This window comes from Lysinibacillus sp. FSL M8-0134 (assembly GCF_038069745.1).
Lineage (GTDB): Bacteria > Bacillota > Bacilli > Bacillales_A > Planococcaceae > Lysinibacillus > Lysinibacillus irui.
Map to the genome: position 1 here is coordinate 3,849,870 of NZ_JBBPAJ010000001.1, position 19,554 is coordinate 3,869,423.

Consider the following 19,554-nt stretch of genomic DNA (forward strand, 5'->3'; position numbering starts at 1 on the left):
GAAACCCTTATATATCAAGGGTTTCAGGACATTATCTCAGCTAAAAAGGGGTAGAATGTTTGGCGGTTTAATGCGTCTATTTTGTTGAATTCCACTTCAGTTATTAAGCCTTTTTCGAGCATCTTTCTCAGCAATTTTTCTGCTTGGATATAATCAAACTCACGTTGTAACTGTTCCTGTGATACTCTCTTAAGTACGGTGGTGCTTTTGTCTACAACCTCATCCGAGATCTTAGTAACTTTTTTATCCTCGTGCTGATTCACTAAGAATCACCTCCTACCTAATAGCCGTGGGAACAGGTCGAAGTTGAGGATTTGTAAAATTTAATTTGAATCAGAGCATAAAAAAAGAGCCTGCAAGGGAAGAACCCCTACAGGCTAGATAATTTAACAGTTAAATATTTTATTTAGGAATCTCGATGATTTTTAACTCGCCCCATTTGTTAATCATACTTAATAAATGCATCCGTAAAGCCTGCCTTTTTAGCTTTAGCAAGCTGTGCCTCAGCATTTGCACTGTCAGAATAAGCACCGATCTGCACACGGTAATATTTCTTTTTCACAGAGTCTACTGGTTTATTTTCAGCACTTAATAGTTTCTTCACATCCGCTCGAAAGGTGTCCATGCTCTTCCCATGTTTAGGGAACCAGTGCATCACATCGCCATGGTTACTGGCAATGCCTCGTTTATAACCTTCGCTGTGACAGATGATATCTTTTTCACTAAACCCATAGAGTTTGCAAAGATATACACAAAGCTCCAAGGCTTCCTTGTAAACAGCAGAAAAATACGAGGCATCGGTCAAACCGTCCTCGCAAATTTCAAATCCAATATGAGAATTGTTTGCAGTTCCTCCAGCATGCCAACCTCGGTGATTCCAAGGCAATGTTTGATAGGTTGCAATGGAACCATCTGCTAATTTACCAATAAAGGCATGGACACATACTTGACGGCCTCCAGGTTTGTCTTGATTCCAATGGTTGTTATATTGGTTCTTTCCTAGCAAGCCATCGTCAGGGCCAACATATCGTTTGAGCCACGGGTTGTTAGCTCCAGTTGAGTGAACCATGATGCCCTTCGGCAATATTGTTTTTCCTGCTTTGAAACAGGCATTATTTGTAAGTATTAACTTATGCAGATTCATTACGGTCACCTCACTAATCAAGAATTTGTGTCAGATGCAAGAGCCACAGGGTATAGATGATAGGTAAACTTCAAATCACAAAAAGCATTCGCCGATGTTCCATCACTTCCCATACTGATATACAATCCATAACCAGAAGGCACCCGGCTTTGACGCATTTGAATATGAATATGCAACCCAGCGTTTGAACTATCAGCACCTATAGGTGTGCTACGTGAGATTCTGGTAAAGTTCACTTCATCATTTGATATATATAAGTCTAGTTCTTTTTCACTTGTATCCGATTGGCGGCAAAGGGTAACTAAATGACAATCATAAGCTGTTGGATAAAGCAATCCACCCTGCCCGCCTATAACCACGCTACCAATTGGCAATAATGTGTACAAAGGTCCTCGAACGCTGTTAATACCGCCCCCGCCTGTAGCATTACCGCTCAAAACATATCTCAAATAGCTTGCCCTAGTAAATGCGTTGATAGTAGATGTTGCGGTAGAGGTAAGGGGCAATGGTGTCGTAGCATTTTCCGCTCTTTCCAATATGAATAGACTCTCACCAGAAGGAATAGTAGCATCACCAATGGAGAAAACTCGACTCGTCCAATAGGCTGTGCTTGCTGGGTTTGGTGATGTTCCTGACCCATATGCAATGTTCGCTACATCTTGAATACCCCTTATGGCTTCGGCAAGAATGGCTCTGCCCCATGTATTTGTAAAAATGCTCTAATCTCATCCATCGATTTTGCATATAGGTGAGTCAATGCAAAGTTATACCAAATATGACTATTGTTATTGAAGTTCAATGAAAATGGTGAGTTGCGAATTATATGACTGCTAATATTTGGCGGTAGATGAAGTCCAAGGCAAATCAATACAATGGAATTAATAGATCCCGGTTCCTCACCATTAACGATACGTCTTATGGTACGCTCGTTGACCAATATTTTCTCTGCTAATTCTTTATAAGTTACTTTTTTCCACTCACGTACTATTTTGAGAGAGCTGGTATAGCTATTTGGCAATTCATTATAGATTCGCATTTCTTCAGCTATCGTTTCGGCTAGTAATTGAGCCTTCTTTTCTGGAGCCGCATACTCAAAACCATTACAATACTTTATATCAAAATCTATATTTGATGTCTTATCACGGTTGAGGAAACATTCAGTATAGTATCTTTCCCTACACCCGGATTTGACTGATAACTCGAAAACCAAGCAGCACTCTTCCATATGGGTTCGTGCGTAGTCTGTAAGTACCGTTTGTCCGAATATATCCTGTGTTAAATATTTTGGATGGTTTAGCACAAAGTGAGAATCTACATATATATAACTTCCGTCTCTAACTAGAGCGGCCATTTCTGGATTGGTTATGCTTTGGATAGCAGCATCCTCTGCACCTATAGAAAAGGTCTGATTTCTTTCAAGCGCACCCTTCTTAAATCTATGCGGCTTGACGTAGCGACCATCTATATAAGTAAAAGTTCCGATTGCTTCCTCATATCCAGCATCAATCATTCGGATTTTAGCTGCTGCCCGAGATACGCTGAAGAACGTTGCTAAGGCGTCAATAACTGGCTCCATTACATCTATAAGTTCAGATGTTCCCAGTTCTGAACTGAATTGCTTAATAAATTTGAACGCTTGGGTTTTAAACATGGCAAGTGGCATTTGTATCTTTGGAGCGAGGGCATTCGCCTGCCATTCCATCCAGTCAGTTGCATCTCTTGTATTGTCTTTTATACCCCCGACTACCTGACACTTGATTCGTGTGGCACTACTATTATATAACCGCTCCAATTCAAATGCTTTTCTATGTTGATCCCAATGAACACACTCATGCACAATAGTGTTATTGACTGATCCCAGATTACGAAGAAAGTAAGCTTTAGGGTCCACGATTATTGTGCGGCCACTCACACGGGTCTGTACCATTTCATCGCTATCTTCATCATAAAAATCCGCATCACAGTCGTGAAAGTATATCTGCCCAAAAACAGAGAAATCCTTTGTAATCTCTCTCATTTCTACTGTAAGGTCCATTTTTTCTGCCAACACCTGTGGCTCAACTGCCATTGGGTTTTTTAATGCTTCAGGATAATGTCTTCTAAGGAAGTCTGTGGCAACAGATTCTAGTTGTTCCTTATGGATGATAGGGACAAGGGAGTCTGACATAGGTTTCGGCTGCTTATTTTTGCTAGTATACTCAGTTATATTGGAGATTGTAAAGTCATCCAAATTGCAATCTAAATCTCCTGAGCATTCCAGCATAAACCATTGCCGACAATTTTCTGATTCATCATAACGATGATTTGATTCACGGACTTCGAATTCAGCTTCAACAGCAACATCAAATTCTATTTTCATGTCCGGTAAGTCATTAACAGATACGAACTTTACTTCTATATCTGATAACTCAATGCCGCCGATGTTTTGAACTCTGTATAGCCGTAAGTCTAAGCCATCGTAGTTTTCTTCGGTGAAATCCTGTATGGCAGCAAACATTTTATTATAGAATCTTTCTGCCACATATTCTTTAAATGAACGATTACCTGCCATACTCCCCCATATCCCCTTTATAAATGAAGTAAGCCTATATCCATTTTTTCATTTGCTAAATAGTGCGAGTATATCAATTCTGCGGGCAACTGTCTTATTTGTATATTCTGTAACCCGAGAGCATCTAACATTTCTATATTGACGTATCCCTTATTAATAATGCTATGTTGTTCGGTTGGCATCAAAAAGCAATTTTTAACATCGTGAATTCCATGATCATTAACAAAATTTTTATATGCCAACTGATATAGGTACTGCTTTGTAATATCACCAATTCCAGGTTGTCCCCGTAGTTCTTTTCCATGCTCAAGTTGAATATTATAATACTTAGCATCAAATATAATGAACTGATGTGAGTTATTCATCTTATGGATTGACACAAGGTCTGGGACGAGGGTTTCCCTAGCGGCCTTTTGAAATTCAGAACCATCTTGCTTATAACCATTCCACTTTGGCTTTTCTATTAATGAAATGAGCAGGTCATAAGGATTATATCCGTCTGATAACGAAATAGGCAGTGAACCTAGTGGAGTCTGTAATTGATTGTCCAGTACTTCCGCACACACCTTTTCCCATACTAAATTAAAACTGTTTGTACCAAACATAGTGAAACAATCAATTTCTGCAAGTGTGCTACTATGTGCAACATAGGCGTATAACGTCTTTAGTAATAACTGCTTTCTTGTATTAAACTGCAAATTCAATTCATTTTGTATGCGGTAAAGTATATAGTCTTTTTCTCCAAAGTCATCAAGTTCTTCATCAGACACTTCAACCGGAAGTATATCAAACAAATCCAACAAATCTGCATCTTTTAGTTCCCTAGAGCAAATACTTATAATAGATTCATGGAGCCTTTTAAAGTAATCAAAATCATCATTTATACGTTTTTGTGTAAACAGTTCTATGTAATATGGTCGATTATTACTGAGATAAGTAAAGGTCTCATTTATCGTCTTGTCCCACAGTATTTCACCCGAACCATTAGTTTCAATTATATCTTTTGTATTCGTATATGCACCATTTTCGTAGTAGTCATGTAGCAAGAAAATCATAACAGCAAGCAAGTTGAAAGCACTACTTTCACTGTTATCATTATACATACGAATGATTTGCTCTTTGGCATTATACTTTTCAAGAACTTTTATTATTGTTTTTAACTCAGTTAAGGGATCATTATTAGTTAAGATATATTTAGGACAGCATTTTAATACACAACCCCAAACGGTTATTACACCAACGAAAGTAAACACATAAAGGTATTCGTTCTCACCAATCTCTACATCTGCAACTTCAATATCCTCTTCCAAAAGGTCTGACATATTTTTTTGAGAATCCGTTGCTTTAACAGCCTTTAGAACACCAAACTCTTTCAAACGCTTAATAATATCTACCGTTTTTTCTTCCGAGCATTGAAAGATGTCCTGTAATTCAGATTGATTGTATCTTTTCTGTTCTCGGACAAACTTCGATATCATTCTGCACCGTCCCCTGTAAGGTTATTTGTAGGTGCAGTAGCAGGGAATTTATTGCTGATATTTTTGGCAAAGATAAATACACCCTTTTCCTCAAACTCTTTGCAAATAGAAGAGTATGTCGTCTTATCATTACAACCATCAAAAAGAGTCTGGCGTTTTTGCTTTGCTGCGTCATCAAATAAATACATGATAACTTTGCTCTTAAATGTGGCGATAAACTTTGTCGGGTCAATAGGCTCCGTTTCAGGAACAATTTTCTTTGACAGAAAATATGGGCCAAGCAACTTATCCTCATTCACTTTATATGAAAGAAGTTCAGTATTTATCGCTTTACGCAATTCATTCCACTCAACTATTCTCTTGTTTGCACCTTTACCTAGTTCAACAGTTTTACCTACAATTTTTTCTTCGCTATCATCAATACCTAAATAAGTGAAGTCCCATCTACGTTTGAATGCAGTATCCATAGGGAATACTCCTTGGTCAGCACTATTCATAGTTGCCCATATAAACATATTATCTGGGATTTTGATTTCAGAATACTCTTGTGGATTACCTCCTAATTCTTTAGCAAGATATTTTTTAATATCCTCAGATGTTTGAATAGCATATTCACTAACATTGTCCTCATCACGGTCTAATAACTGAAATATATCACCAAATACAGCTGCAACATTCGCTCTGTTGATTTCTTCAACAATTAATAAAAATGGCTTAGGACTATCTGACTGAGCATTTTTAAGTGCTTTAACATACGTCCTCATAAATGGGCCAGGAACGTATTCATATGCAATTTCACTAGCAGGTTGTTTATTTGAAATCAGATTTACATATGGCCTAATCGCACGACCATGATTTCGTTCAACGCTATTATCACCACTAGCATCAGAGCCATCTTTTTTCTTAGTTTTAAACTTGTCATCACTATATAATCCTAGTAAAAGTGGTAAGCGAGTTAAATCGCCATCTTTAAATTTTTCATATAGCAAATCATATTTTTCTTGAGCCGTTTTATCATCCAACAGAACAGTTAAAACATCCCTCTCATCTTTGCTTCCAATCAGATTTTTTACTGAATCCACCATCGTAGGCTTGTAAGTTCCCACAAAGTTAGCATACGAATAGTCGGGATGGAAAGTCACACGCTCGTACTCGCCACCATTTTTAAGCAAGGTCTCCTTATCTCGATTTAAAGTATAACTTTTACCTGTTCCTGGAGCACCAAAGATAATTCTATTATGGTGGAAATCAGTTTGATATCCTGTTTTATATTTTATTAATTCAGCATTAGAAGAATCGGTAAGATAGTCATCATTGGATTCATGTGCAGCATCTGCCCCACTCTCTACTTCTTCATACTCATCAATTCCTACGATTTTTGTAGTACTTAGAGACAAGAATGTAGAAACACGTTTTTGATAATCAGCAAGGTTTAGATCCGGATCATTTGTAGAAGTAACTGTTCCACGCGAATAGTTCAAATATGGATTAGTTCCATCATTTAGCGAGGTTTTCAGAACTCGTAATGAACCCTTGGCTTCTTTATCACCATTAATGTCTACTGGTTCGGTGGTAGCTAAAAGTTTACGATAGATGCTATCTTGATTAAAAATTACATCTTGACCACTATCATCAAGTTTAAATACGGCTGTTTCTGACAAAGCCGTTAATACGGACTTAAGCAATTTATCTTCTCGTTCACTTGTGGCAACATTCAATCCCAACCAATTAAGCAAAACTTCCTTATATTTCTCCTCTGCCACAGCCATAGCTACATCAATAATATCCATATTCAAAGTAAAATGTATCTCTTTTGGATATCTCACACCACCTGTTCTCTCAGAACTAACAGGCTTAGTATTATCCTGAAAAACAATTTCGCCCAATTTCCAATACAGTTCAAACGCTACAATAAGAGCTTCCATTTGTGATTTTAGTAGTTGATTGTTATTCACCGTTTGACGAAATTGATCATCCGAAACGCCATGAACACTATACACTGGTGAAGAGTATGCAATAAGCTTATTCATGAGTTCATCCGAAATACGAATTGAATCACCATCTTGAACTGAATACTTTACTTCTGCCGGACGTCCTTCACTCTTCCAAATCAAAATAAAAAGGGCAAGTGTGGCTTTAACGTTGGGCAAAGATGACTTAATGCCAAGCTTTAAATCTATATCTTCATAAATTTCCATGTTTTCAGGCCTTTGCATATGCAGTATCCTCCTTATAGACTTCTATATCTTTCATAATAACCTGAGCAATGGCTTTAGCTAATAAAGGCGGAACAGCATTTCCTACCTGTTTCATTTGAGATCCTTTAGTACCAACAAAGTGAAAGGAGTCTGGGAAAGACTGTATGCGAGCCGCTTCACGAACAGTAATTGCACGATTCAAAAAAGGATGTGTAAACTTTCCTGATGATGGTGTATCAAACCGTGTCGTAATGGTAACAGATACTTCATTTTTTCTCATACGGGTCCAAGTACCACTATAAATAGATTTTGTTAAGTGCTCTTCTGGAAGAACCTCCTTGCCACTATTTGGTGGAATCAATGACAACCTTTCTAAAGCTAAAGCAGAATGATTAGTTGCAACGTGATTATATAAAATAGTTGATTCTTTTCTCAAAGTTTCTTGGTAAGAACTTTGTGGCGGGTTTCTATATTCTTGCTTTTCAGATCCCTCGCCAGAATTCAAGTAAGCTAAATCACTTATTGCATCCCATATTGTTACTTTACCTTCTTGTGGTGTTGGGAGTGAAGGAGCAACATCTCCTTGCTTACCAATAATTATCGCACGTCTTCTATTTTGTGGCACTCCATAATCTGACGCATTCAACACTCCCATGTTTAATTCGTAACCCATGTCATTAAAGAGTTTCTCTAGTTCCTTCTTAAAATACCCGCGTTCAGCAGTAAGTAAATTGGGGACATTTTCCATCACAAAGTACTTTGGTCGTACTTTCTCAACAACTCTCACAAAAGATTTAAAAAGGAAATTACGTTCATCATGAATTGTTTTCCTCTGACCCTTCTGCGAAAATCCTTGACATGGTGGCCCTCCGATAATGACGTCTATTTCCCCAAAATACCTTGAAAATGTTTCTTCAAAATCTACAGTTGTTATATCGGCCACTAACATATCGGTATTAGGATGGTTTATTTTATAGGCATCTGCTATTGAGACATCATACTCATTTGCAAATACTACATCAAATCCCATTTGTTCAAATCCCAAAGACATTCCTCCAACACCTGCAAATAAATCGATTACTTTAGGCTTCATTTGGCACCTCCTCGATACGCTTAGATGCAGCATTAAAATAATCTTTATCTAACTCAATTCCAATAAAGTTTCTATTATGTCTTTTCGCAGCTACTCCAGTTGTTCCGCTTCCCATAAATGGGTCCAAGACAGTATCACCCTCAATAGATAAAATTTCCACAAAATGTTCCATTAATTGTTCTGGCTTTTGAGTAGGGTGCTTGCCATATTTTTTCTCCCCATTCGGTGTAATTGAGGTTTCTATAAAATCATGTATTAAACGCCCTTCATTATTAAATGTACCTGTACGTGTTTTATATGTGAAGTATAGCCATGCTTCAGTTGAATTGACAAAATGGAGGTTCATATTTCGTGGCATTGGATTTAACTTATGCCAAATACCTGTAGTCTTATAATAAAATCCACTTTTTTCTGCAAGCCTAATCAACGTTTCAACTTTAATAATTGCCATGAAGACAATCATAGAACCACCTTTTTTTAATACCCTAGCAGACTCCATAAAAAAGTTGTCCATTGACTTTTGCCAATCATCAAAGTCAAGGTCATCCCAACCAGCTGCTCCAAAAAAGTTTTCTCTCATTTTCACAAGATTAGTATCTCTATTTTTCATAAAATTCCCTAAATTATATGGGGGATCGGTTATTATCAAATCAACAGATGCATCGTCTAGTTGCTTCATCGTTTCGATACAATCACCGTTGTATAAACGTATTTCTGCCATAAAGCTCTTCCTTCCAAAACTTATTCTATCGCACTTTTTCCACTCTTGACCCATTCATCAACTTCTGAAAGTTTAAACTTCCACTGCCGACCAATTTTATGAGCAGGGATATCGGTTTTTTTTATCCAATTTCGAATTGTATCTTTTGTAACACCTAAATACTCTGAAATTTCCTCAAGGTTTGACCATTTTTCATTCATCTCATTCATTTCTTTCACCTCGGATATCAAACTGGTGATAATAATTATAGTAATCTATTATAACATAAAAACCTATGAATATAAATTTTTTAATATAAAATCGCAATATTAAATATGGTTTAATGGTAATAGATATGAATTAGCGTTGATACATACTGTTTATATTAAATAATTATTGTTTCAATGCCATCTATCAAATCAAACACATATAGTTAGGACATTTGTTATTTATTACATCTATCCTATCTCCACACCCTACAAAATTATCCATCCTATCTCCTCAACCCTCTACCGATTTCCACAGTCGATATGTTTACTTAATAAATAAAAACAAGGGTTTTCGAGACTCAGAATATCCTCCGCACAACCGGCAGAATGTTTCCCAATCTCGAAAACCCTTTATTTATCAATGCTTTGAATAGACCCTATTTCTCCACCCGTGACATCAAGACAACACACTCAACGTGCGTCGAATGCGGGAACATATCTACTGGCTGAATTTCCTGTGTTTGATAGCCACCATCCTCCAAAATACGAAGGTCGCGTGCTAATGTGGCTGGGTTACAGGATACATAAACTACCCGTTTTGGACGCTGTTCTAAAATTGTTTTTAGAAGTGCTTCATCGCAGCCTTTGCGTGGTGGATCCACAACAAGCACATCCGCTTCTTTGCCTTCTTTATACCATCTCGGAATAACTTCCTCTGCAGGGCCTGCCTCAAAATAAGTATTTGTAAAACCATTGAGTACTGCGTTGCGTTTGGCATCTTCAATTGCTTGTGGGACAATTTCAACTCCCATGACTGCCTTTGCTTTTTGTGCAAGGAATAAAGAAATCGTACCAATTCCACAATACGCATCAATGACGCGTTCATCACCCTGCAAGTCAGCATAATCCAGTGCTTGTTTGTAGAGGACCTCTGTTTGCTCTGGGTTGACTTGATAGAAGGAGCGAGCTGAAATTTCAAAGCGTACGTCGCCAATTGTATCTATAATGACATCCTTGCCCCAAAGGTTGATCGTGTCATCACCAAAAATCACATTGGTTTTCTCACTATTTACATTTTGCATAATTGATGTGACATTCGGAACAAGCTTTTGAATCACTGTAATGGCTGCCTCTTTTTGAAACTTTTTCTTTTTGGTCACGAGGACAACCATGACTTCTCCTGTTGCTCGTGCCTTTCGAATGACAACATGACGTAGCATTCCTTCATGTGTATGTTCGTTGTAAGGACGAATCCCTATCGCGTTTAATTCTTTTTTCAAGCTAGCTAGAATTGCATCTGCTTCTCCTGTTTGAATTAAGCAACGTTCCATATCGACAATGCTATGTGTTTTTGTTTTATAAAATCCTGCAATCGCTTGACCTGACTCATTTTCAGAGAAAGGAATTTGCGCTTTATTACGATAATGCCAAGGCTCTTTCATTCCTTTTACAGGAAGAACTGGTGCATCAATTTTACCAATGCGCTGCATCACATTACGCACCATATTTTCTTTCCATTTTAGCTGTCCTTCATAGGATAAATGCTGTAATTGACAACCGCCACATTGTTTGAAATAGGCACAAGGTGCTTCCACTCGGTCTGGTGATGGCTCGATAATTTCTACCACTTTTGCAAAGCCATAATTTTTTAAGGTTTTCATCACATGGATTTCGGCTGTTTCGTTTGGTAGAGCGCCTTGTATAAATAATGGATATCCCTCAACCTTAGCGACACCATTACCATCATGCGTTAAATCTTCTATATAAACAGTAAGTCGTTCATTTTTTTTCACGGGTGCTGACATTCGTACATCCTCCATTTCAATCTCCTTATTGTAGCATGTGTTGGCGAATGAAAAAAGAACAAGACTTGCCGTCATCATTTCTCTTGTAGCTCACTTAAAAAAAGAGCCGCTACTCGCGACTCTTTCCTTGCTCTTTAGTAATATGATAATCCCTTGGTGCCCACCAAAAAGCACACAAGATACCAAGAATGACGACAATAAAAGGCGCATAAAAAATTAAAAAACTTTGCATAATTGATTTCCTCCTATGCGTGATTGTCTTCTTTTCCTGTCACATAATTTTTATTGAATAAGAATAATTTCATCAATAAATAAAGTGAAGGGAGAAGAAGACACAGCCCTAAAATAAATGCGATGACTAAAGCAATCGCCATTTGTGTGCTTGTGAAGCTATCGTAAATTGTTAAATACGGATACAGTAAATATGGATATTGCGCAATACCATATGCAAAGAAAGCTACTGCAAATTGAGCAATAAGAAGACCAACTGCGAGACCGTATTTTTTACGCATCGCAATGAGTATGACTGTGATGATAAATAAAACAGCTGAAATCGCAAACATCCACCATAAATTAACCATGTGGCTAAAACTTTCTGGATTGATGGATTTCATTTCATACATAATGCCAAGTGCACTAATCATAAGCGGTGCTGCCCACACAAGTGCATATTTTCTCATCAGTTTCGTTGCTTCTTTGTCATTTGCTTTATGGGCATACCAAGTTAAAAATACAGCCGATATATACAATACAGCAGCGATACTTAGCACTACGATACTCCATGCAAATGGACTTGTATATAAAGTCCAATAGTTTAGCACAGGTTGCCCTTCGACTAGATCAACATAGCCTCCACCCGCAATGGCAAAGACCACAGACAAGGAAGCGGGAATTAATAAACCTGCCACACCATATGTCAGTGTATATCCTATATGTCCTCGTGTTCCATAGGATTCAAAGGCATAGTAGGAGCCTCGAATTGCCAATAACACAAGTGAAATACTGACTGGTACAAGTAAAATCGTTCCGTAATAAAAAGCAGTTTGCGGGAAAAATCCTACGATTCCTACAAAGAAGAATACTAAAAAGACATTAGTTACTTCCCAGACTGGCGATAAATAACGTTTAATAATATCTGTTAAAATGTGATTTTTACCAATAAGGAGACTATAGGCGTTAAAGAAGCCAGCACCAAAATCAATTGATGCGACAATCACATAGCCAAATAGAAAAATCCATAATACTGAAATACCTAATATCTCTAACGTCATAGAATGTCACCGCCTTTTTCAGAGTGACGATCTTCAATCTCACGTTCGATTGGATTCTTTTTAAACATTCGTACCAATACAACAATACTTCCTACAGCTAATACAGCATAAACACCTGCAAATAATAGCATCATTAAATCCACATGATCACTCGTAGTAGCTCCTTCTGGTGTACGCATCAAACCATAAAGTATCCATGGTTGTCGTCCCACTTCTGCAAGCCACCATCCCGCTTCAATGGCGATGATGGACAGTGGTCCTCCCGCTACAATAATCCATCTATACCATCGTGAATGAATAAACTGCCATCCCCGTGCCTTCCCTACAACATAAAGTAATGAAACTAGCACCATAAACATACCGATGGAAACCATGATATCGAAGAGATAATGAATATAGAGTGGTGGTAGATCCTCTTCCGCAAATTGATCTAAGCCGATTACCTCTGCATTAGGATTAAAATGTGCAAGAATGCTTAAAGCATACGGAATTTTGATTGCATATTTTACTTCTTCTCCCTCTAATACACCAAATAGTACAAGAGAAGCTTTCCCTTCTGTTTCAAAATGCCATTCTGCTGCGGCTAGTTTTTCCGGTTGATATTCGGCTAAGTATTTTCCTGAAAAATCTCCAATGACAGCTGCTGCTATAGAGAAGATCAAGCCAATTTTCATTAATAAAAGTAATGATTTTTTATGGTATATATGCTTAGAACCTTTTAGCATTCTAAATCCTGCAATAGCTGCTAGCACAAATGCCGATGTCATATACGCTGTGACAAGCACATGTGCCACCTTTGTCGGCATGGCCGGGTTAAACATTGCAAGAAAAGGTTGAATATTAACAAGCTCACCGTCTACAATATCGAATCCTCTCGGCGCATTCATAAAAGCATTAACGATTGTAATGAATACAGCTGACATCGATGCTCCCACTGCAACAGGGATTAACAACAGCATATGCTTTTTCTGACTATCAAAGCGGTCCCATGTATATAAATATATGCCCAAGAAGATTGCCTCAAAGAAAAATGCAAACGTTTCCATAAATAGTGGTAATGCAATGGTTTGACCAGCTAACTGCATAAAGTTAGGCCACAATAAAGAAAGTTGTAAGCCAATGGCAGTCCCCGTTACCACACCAACTGCCACAGTAATAACAAAACCACGCGCCCAACGTCTTGCCATTAAGATATAATGCTCATCATTCTTTTTATACCCAGTCCATTGTGCAATCATAATCATTAACGGGACACCCACACCAATCGTTGCATAAATAATATGGAACGATAATGTTAACTCCGTTAAGGCTCGACTCCAAAAGACTGCTGATTCATTAATCATCTCATTGCCCCCCTAACTTCCAAATATTCTTCCAAGAATGGAAAGTAGCATAATAATTGCAACACCAAAGCTTAGCCATATAAGCTTCTTTTCTTGTGACTTATACAAAGGCAACACTTCCTTTCCCTTATCCATACCCCCATTTTCCACTATTACAACGAAAAAAACCTTAATAACGGCCTGAAATTTCAGCCTATTATTAAGGTTTCAAATTTTGTTCAAGTAATATACGCACATTCGCCAAACATTTTTCTAAATTCATTCACAATTCCAGTTCTAAATGATAAAACCGGGATTTCATTGGATTTTATTCTAGTCAGGGAAAATGGATAGAATTGATTTTCAGGAATTTTCTTGCTTCGTAAGTTTCTTTTGATTGTATATTGAAGTTAATTGGGGTGAGCTTTCTTTTGGAGCGGGTCCTATACTTTTATGAGCGCTTTTGGTTTCCTTTTGATCGGCTTCTCTTCACTTTGGAGCACTTTCGACTTACTTTTGAGCGGGTGCCACACTTTTATGAGCGCTTCTGGCTTCCGTTCGAGCGGGTGCCACACCTTTTTGAGCGCTTCCGACTTACTTTTGAGCGGGTCCTACACTTTTATGAGCGCTTCCGGCTTCCGTTCGAGCGGGTCCTATACTTTTATGAGCGCTTTTGCCTTCCTTTTGAGCGGCTTCTCTTCACTTTGGAGCACTTTCGACTCCCTTATGAGCGGGTGCCGCACTTTTATGAGCGCTTCCGGCTTCCTTTTGAGCGGGTGCCACACTTTTATGAGCGCTTCCGCCTTCCTTTCGAGCGGGTGCCACACTTTTATGAGCGCTTCTGGCTTCCGTTCGAGCGGGTGCCACACCTTTTTGAGCGCTTCCGGCTTCCTTTTGAGCGGGTGCCACACTTTTATGAGCGCTTCCGACTTACTTTTGAGCGGGTCCTACACTTTTATGAGCGCTTCCAGCTCCAGTTCGAGCGGGTCCTACACTTTTATGAGCGCTTTTGCCTTCCTTTCGAGCGGGTGCCACACCTTTTTGAGCGCTTCCGGCTTCCGTTCGAGCGGGTGCCACACTTTTATGAGCGCTTCCGGCTTCCTTTTGAGCGGGTGGCCACACATTATGAAAAAAGCTCATCCACACTATACTGGATGAGCTTTATAATATTTAAATTCGGTCTTCTTCTCGAATATCAGCAAGAGGAACAAAGATTTCAATATGACGCTTCAGGTTTTCAAATGTAGCAGGTGCGTCACCGCCATATTCGCCATCTAGGTTGAGATGTACCTCATTTTCAGTTGTCACTTTGACGACACTAGCTTTTTTGTAAATGACGCGATCATCATTCAGGTGCTCGCCTCTTAAGGCCATCGCAGCTAGTTGAATAAACTCTGGGAGGCTTACTTTTTTTAGTACTAGCAATGTAAAGTATCCATCATTAATGCTTGCATCAGGTGCTAGTTTTTCAAAGCCTCCAACTGAATTCGTTAATCCACATAGGAACATCATGGCATCACCGTCAAACACTTCGCCATCATATTCGATGCGCATGTGCGAGGCCTTAATTGAAGGGATCATTTCTACTGCCTTTAAATAATAAGCTAACTGACCAAGCATCGTTTTCATTTTACTTGGTACTTCATATGTTAGCTCCGTAATGCGTCCTCCAGCAGCAATATTGATAAAATAGCGTTCACCATTTAATAGACCCACATCAACAGGTAATGTGTCGCCTTGAATAATAATGTCTACTGCCTCATCAATATTTCGAGGAATATGCACGGCACGGGCAAAATCATTTGTAGTGCCCATCGGAATTAGACCAACTTTCGGACGGTTTTCAAATGGACTTACACCTGAAACAACTTCATTTAATGTGCCATCTCCACCAACTGCGATGATGATATCAAAACCGCGTTCTACCGCATTTTTTGCTGCAAGCGTTGCATCACCCTCACATGTTGTTGCGTGACAGGATGTTTCATAGCCTGCTACCTCTAGTTTTTCCAACACCTCTGGTAGATGTTTCTTAAACACTTCGCGTCCAGATGTAGGATTATAAATGATTCTTGCTCGTTTCATAACATACCTTCCTGCTTCATAAGATTCTATTTCATTCAACGAATTATACGTCGAAATGTTGCCATGCTTTTGTTATTTTTGTAAAGCGTTTGTTACCTGCTTTTTAAAATCCTCATAGACATACGTCCAGTATGTTTGATTCGAAATGTTTTCCTCTCGAATTTCTGCATATAAGGCTTTTTGAGCTTCTTCAAATGCTGGATCTTCCTTATCAGGTAAGCTCGCACGTTTTGTTACTACTAGTTCTTGTAATTCAGGTGCACGTGGTCCCCATTTACCAATAACCTCACCTGCATCATCTAATAGCAAGTAAATTGGGATCGCACGACCACCATTTGTTAGATAACGGTCAATAAGTTCTGTATCTGCATCACGGAAAACAGTACGCATCTCTAATCCTGCTGCTTCAGCAACACGACGAATAATTGGATTGTTTAACATTGCATCTCCGCACCAGTCTTCTGTGATTGTTAAAATTTTTGGTTGTTTGTTCTTTAACAATTCGATAAAACCATCATTTGTTGGCACTTCAAAGCCATCATAAATACGAAAGCTCTCTTCCTTCAGTGTAGACATATTGTCCATATATTGTTGTATTGAAATAGCTTCATTGAAATATTGTTGTTCTGTTTTCATTGGCTCGTCCCCCTTATTATTATCTATTCTATATTTTGCTATGAATACTCTTTTTAAACAACTATTAAGTATCGTGAATTTCAAATTTGTTACATTTATTAAAATTAATAGCCGAGGGAGCAAGAAGCTCTCTCGGCTATTATGTTACAACGAGTATTATCGTTTGGCAATTTCTTGTTGTAATAATTTATTAACCATTGGTGGATTGGCTTGGCCTTTTGTTGCTTTCATAATTTGACCAACTAAGAAGCCAATAGCACGATCCTTACCATTTTTGAAGTCTTCGATAGATTGAGCATTGTTATCTAAAACCTCTGTTACGATAGCTAGTAATGCACCCTCATCGGAAATTTGAACTAACCCTTTAGCTTTTACAATTTCCTGTGCAGAACCACCTTTTTCAACTAATTCAGCAAATACCTTTTTACCGATCTTAGAAGAAATTGTACCATCAGAAATTAATTTCACCATCTCAGCAAGGTTTTCTGGTGTTAATGCAGTATCTTTTAAGTCTTTTAATTCTGCATTTAAGTAAGCAGAAACATCACCCATTAGCCAGTTGGCAGATAGTTTTGCATCTGCACCATTTGCTACCATTGCCTCGAAGAAGTCTGAGATTTCTTTAGAAATAACAAGCACACCTGCATCATATGGTGTTAAGCCTAATTCCTCAACGTAACGTTTTTTACGTGCATCTGGAAGCTCAGGAATTTCAGATTTTACACGCTCTAACCATTCGTCATCAATAGAAAGACGAACTAAGTCTGGCTCTGGGAAGTAGCGGTAATCATCTGTTCCCTCTTTAACACGCATTAAAATTGTTTTACCTGTTTTTTCATCAAAACGACGTGTTTCTTGCTCAATCACGCCACCTGATAATAATACATCTGCTTGGCGTAATTCTTCATGCTCTAAACCACGACGAACATAGTTGAAGGAGTTGAGGTTTTTAAGCTCTGTTTTTGTTCCAAACTCTTCTTGACCATAAGGACGAATAGAAATGTTGGCATCACAACGAAGTGATCCTTCTTCCATCTTACAGTCAGATACTTCTGTATATTGGATAATTGATTTTAATTTTTCAAGGTAAGCATACGCTTCGTTTGGTGTACGAATGTCTGGCTCTGAAACGATTTCTACTAGTGGTGTTCCTTGACGGTTAAAGTCAACTAATGAATGATCACCAGCATGTGAAAGTTTACCAGCATCTTCTTCCATATGAAGACGTGTAATACCAATACGTTTTGTATAGCCGTCTACTTCAATATCAATCCAGCCATTTTTACCGATTGGTTTATCAAATTGTGAGATTTGATAAGCTTTCGGATTATCTGGATAGAAGTAGTTTTTACGGTCAAACTTTGTTTCTTGCTCGATTTCCATGTTTAGTGCAAGAGCTGCACGCATTGCGAAATCTACCACATTTTTATTAAGTACTGGTAGGACACCAGGATAGCCTAAGTCGATTACTGTTGTATTTGTATTTGGTTCAGCACCGAAGTGAGCAGGTGCTGGTGAGAAGATTTTTGAGTTAGTTTTCAACTCAACGTGTACTTCTAAACCAATGACTGTTTCAAAGTTCATGTTATTTTCCCTCCCACATTTGTGGAACTTCTTTATGGAACTCCGTTGCTTGTTCAAAAGCATGAGCTACACGGTAAATAGTTGCTTCATCGAAGTATTTACCGATAATTTGTAAACCTAGTGGTAAGCCATTTTCAAAGCCACATGGAATAGAAATGGCTGGTACGCCTGCTAAGTTCATCGGGATTGTTAAAATATCGTTGGCATACATTGTCATAGGATCATCAACGTTTTCACCAATTTTGAAAGCTGGTGTTGGAGATGTTGGTCCAATGATTACGTCAAAGTCTTCAAATACTTTGTCGTAGTCTGCTTTGATCAGTGTACGTGCTTGTTGTGCTTTTTTATAATAGGCGTCATACGTACCAGCACTTAATGAGTAAGTTCCTAGCATAATACGACGTTTTACTTCATCACCAAATCCTTGTGCACGTGTTTCTTTATAAAGATCCATTAAATTAGTAACGTTTTCTGCACGGAAACCATAACGGATACCATCGAAACGGGATAAGTTAGAAGACGCTTCAGATGAAGAAAGGATATAGTACGCTGCAAGTGCATATTTCGAATGAGGAAGAGATACTTCTTCTACTGTAGCACCTAAGCCTTTTAATACTTCTAATGCAGCAAGCACTGATTGACGTGCTGCTTCGCCAACACCCTCACCAAGGAATTCTTTTGGTACAGCGATACGTAAACCTTTTACATCACCAGTAAGAGCTGCTGCATAATTTGGCACCTCTACGTTTGCAGAAGTAGAATCATTTGGATCTAAACCTGCAATCGCTTCAAGTAATAGCGCATTATCTTCAACATTGCGTGTAATTGGTCCAATTTGATCTAGAGATGATGCAAATGCTACTAGACCAAAACGAGATACACGACCATATGTAGGTTTCATTCCTACAACACCACAGTAAGCTGCAGGTTGACGGATTGAACCACCTGTATCAGAACCAAGAGAGAATGGAACTTCCCCTGCTGCTACTGCTGCTGCAGATGCACCTGAAGATCCCCCTGGTACGTGGTTTAAGTTCCATGGATTTTTTGTTGTTTTATAGTATGAGTTTTCGTTAGAAGAACCCATAGCAAACTCGTCCATGTTTAATTTACCGATTGTAATCATTCCAGCTTCGCGTAGCTTATTTACAACAGTTGCATCGTAAATTGGCATAAAGCCTTCTAGAATTTTAGAGGCACAAGTTGTTTCTAATCCTTCTGTTACAATGTTGTCTTTCACACCGATTGGAAGACCAAATAAAGGTCCACGCTTTTCAAATGGTACTTTATCCATTTCAGCAGCTTGTGCAGTTGCTTTTTCTTCGTTTGAAGCAAGGAATGCTTGTACATCGCCATCAAGCTTTGCAATACGTTCGTATGCTTCTTTCGTTAAGTCAGCGATTGATAAGTTACCTGCTTTTATTTCAGCTTGTAACTCCTTTGCTGAACGTTCAAATAACGTCATGAGGAATCCTCCT

At 38.4% G+C, this 19,554-nt stretch carries 18 protein-coding genes; 1 reads left to right on the plus strand and 17 read right to left on the minus strand.

Features of this window, described 5'->3' with window-relative positions; genetic code table 11:
- Positions 1-23: 23 nt before the first annotated feature.
- From MKY49_RS19645 to MKY49_RS19705, 13 genes are all read right to left on the minus strand, one after another.
- Positions 24-263, minus strand: a complete 240-nt coding sequence (locus MKY49_RS19645) for an SHOCT domain-containing protein (RefSeq protein ID WP_082831365.1) — start codon at positions 261-263, stop codon at positions 24-26.
- Positions 264-442: 179 nt separating this feature from the next.
- Positions 443-1,144 (minus strand): N-acetylmuramoyl-L-alanine amidase, encoded by a 702-nt coding sequence (locus MKY49_RS19650; RefSeq protein ID WP_063442141.1) that lies wholly within the window; start codon positions 1,142-1,144, stop codon positions 443-445.
- A 17-nt stretch (positions 1,145-1,161) separates the two neighbouring features.
- On the minus strand, positions 1,162-1,680 hold the full coding sequence (locus MKY49_RS19655) for a hypothetical protein (RefSeq protein WP_341386893.1): 519 nt from the start codon (positions 1,678-1,680) through the stop codon (positions 1,162-1,164).
- A gap of 134 nt (positions 1,681-1,814) precedes the next feature.
- Positions 1,815-3,695: a helix-turn-helix transcriptional regulator gene (locus MKY49_RS19660; RefSeq protein ID WP_341386894.1), complete on the minus strand. Its 1,881-nt coding sequence runs from the start codon at positions 3,693-3,695 to the stop codon at positions 1,815-1,817.
- 17 nt (positions 3,696-3,712) lie between these two features.
- Positions 3,713-5,173, minus strand: coding sequence for an LlaJI family restriction endonuclease (locus MKY49_RS19665; protein ID WP_341386896.1), 1,461 nt, complete (start codon positions 5,171-5,173; stop codon positions 3,713-3,715).
- Complete coding sequence (locus tag MKY49_RS19670) at positions 5,170-7,389, minus strand: hypothetical protein (RefSeq protein WP_341386898.1); 2,220 nt, start codon at positions 7,387-7,389, stop codon at positions 5,170-5,172. The genes MKY49_RS19665 and MKY49_RS19670 overlap by 4 nt, the downstream gene beginning before the upstream one ends.
- Positions 7,376-8,464, minus strand: coding sequence for a DNA cytosine methyltransferase (locus tag MKY49_RS19675; protein WP_066226112.1), 1,089 nt, complete (start codon positions 8,462-8,464; stop codon positions 7,376-7,378). The genes MKY49_RS19670 and MKY49_RS19675 overlap by 14 nt, the downstream gene beginning before the upstream one ends.
- Positions 8,454-9,185: a DNA-methyltransferase gene (locus MKY49_RS19680; RefSeq protein WP_078110023.1), complete on the minus strand. Its 732-nt coding sequence runs from the start codon at positions 9,183-9,185 to the stop codon at positions 8,454-8,456. Before MKY49_RS19680 ends, MKY49_RS19675 begins: the two co-directional genes overlap by 11 nt.
- 20 nt (positions 9,186-9,205) lie before the next feature.
- Positions 9,206-9,394 (minus strand): helix-turn-helix domain-containing protein, encoded by a 189-nt coding sequence (locus MKY49_RS19685; RefSeq protein ID WP_035198876.1) that lies wholly within the window; start codon positions 9,392-9,394, stop codon positions 9,206-9,208.
- A 416-nt stretch (positions 9,395-9,810) separates the two neighbouring features.
- Positions 9,811-11,178 carry a 23S rRNA (uracil(1939)-C(5))-methyltransferase RlmD gene (rlmD, locus tag MKY49_RS19690; RefSeq protein ID WP_341386956.1) on the minus strand — a complete coding sequence of 456 codons (1,368 nt, stop codon included), beginning with the start codon at positions 11,176-11,178 and terminating at the stop codon, positions 9,811-9,813.
- A 109-nt stretch (positions 11,179-11,287) separates the two neighbouring features.
- The gene (gene cydS / locus MKY49_RS19695) at positions 11,288-11,410 is read right to left on the minus strand and encodes a cytochrome bd oxidase small subunit CydS (RefSeq protein WP_012292033.1); all 123 of its coding nucleotides are present in this window, start codon (positions 11,408-11,410) and stop codon (positions 11,288-11,290) included.
- Positions 11,411-11,423: 13 nt separating this feature from the next.
- On the minus strand, positions 11,424-12,449 hold the full coding sequence (locus tag MKY49_RS19700; RefSeq protein ID WP_341386899.1) for a cytochrome d ubiquinol oxidase subunit II: 1,026 nt from the start codon (positions 12,447-12,449) through the stop codon (positions 11,424-11,426).
- Complete coding sequence (locus tag MKY49_RS19705; protein WP_274794576.1) at positions 12,446-13,792, minus strand: cytochrome ubiquinol oxidase subunit I; 1,347 nt, start codon at positions 13,790-13,792, stop codon at positions 12,446-12,448. The genes MKY49_RS19700 and MKY49_RS19705 overlap by 4 nt, the downstream gene beginning before the upstream one ends.
- A 410-nt stretch (positions 13,793-14,202) precedes the next feature.
- Here MKY49_RS19705 and MKY49_RS19710 point away from each other — a divergent pair, with 410 nt between their 5' ends.
- A complete protein-coding gene (locus tag MKY49_RS19710; protein ID WP_341386900.1) occupies positions 14,203-15,018 on the plus strand; it encodes a hypothetical protein in 816 nt (271 codons plus the stop codon).
- On the opposite strand, the gene MKY49_RS19715 is transcribed toward MKY49_RS19710, so the two are convergent.
- The 4 genes from MKY49_RS19715 to gatA all read right to left on the minus strand — a co-directional run bounded on the left by MKY49_RS19715 (position 14,942) and on the right by gatA (position 19,541).
- Positions 14,942-15,856, minus strand: a complete 915-nt coding sequence (locus MKY49_RS19715) for a diacylglycerol kinase (RefSeq protein WP_274794577.1) — start codon at positions 15,854-15,856, stop codon at positions 14,942-14,944. The genes MKY49_RS19710 and MKY49_RS19715 overlap by 77 nt on opposite strands.
- 72 nt (positions 15,857-15,928) lie before the next feature.
- The gene (locus tag MKY49_RS19720; RefSeq protein ID WP_274794578.1) at positions 15,929-16,492 is read right to left on the minus strand and encodes a thioredoxin family protein; all 564 of its coding nucleotides are present in this window, start codon (positions 16,490-16,492) and stop codon (positions 15,929-15,931) included.
- Positions 16,493-16,648: 156 nt separating this feature from the next.
- Positions 16,649-18,076 (minus strand): Asp-tRNA(Asn)/Glu-tRNA(Gln) amidotransferase subunit GatB, encoded by a 1,428-nt coding sequence (gene gatB / locus MKY49_RS19725; protein ID WP_274794579.1) that lies wholly within the window; start codon positions 18,074-18,076, stop codon positions 16,649-16,651.
- Between the two features lies 1 nt (position 18,077).
- Complete coding sequence (gatA, locus tag MKY49_RS19730; protein ID WP_274794580.1) at positions 18,078-19,541, minus strand: Asp-tRNA(Asn)/Glu-tRNA(Gln) amidotransferase subunit GatA; 1,464 nt, start codon at positions 19,539-19,541, stop codon at positions 18,078-18,080.
- Positions 19,542-19,554: the final 13 nt, after the last annotated feature.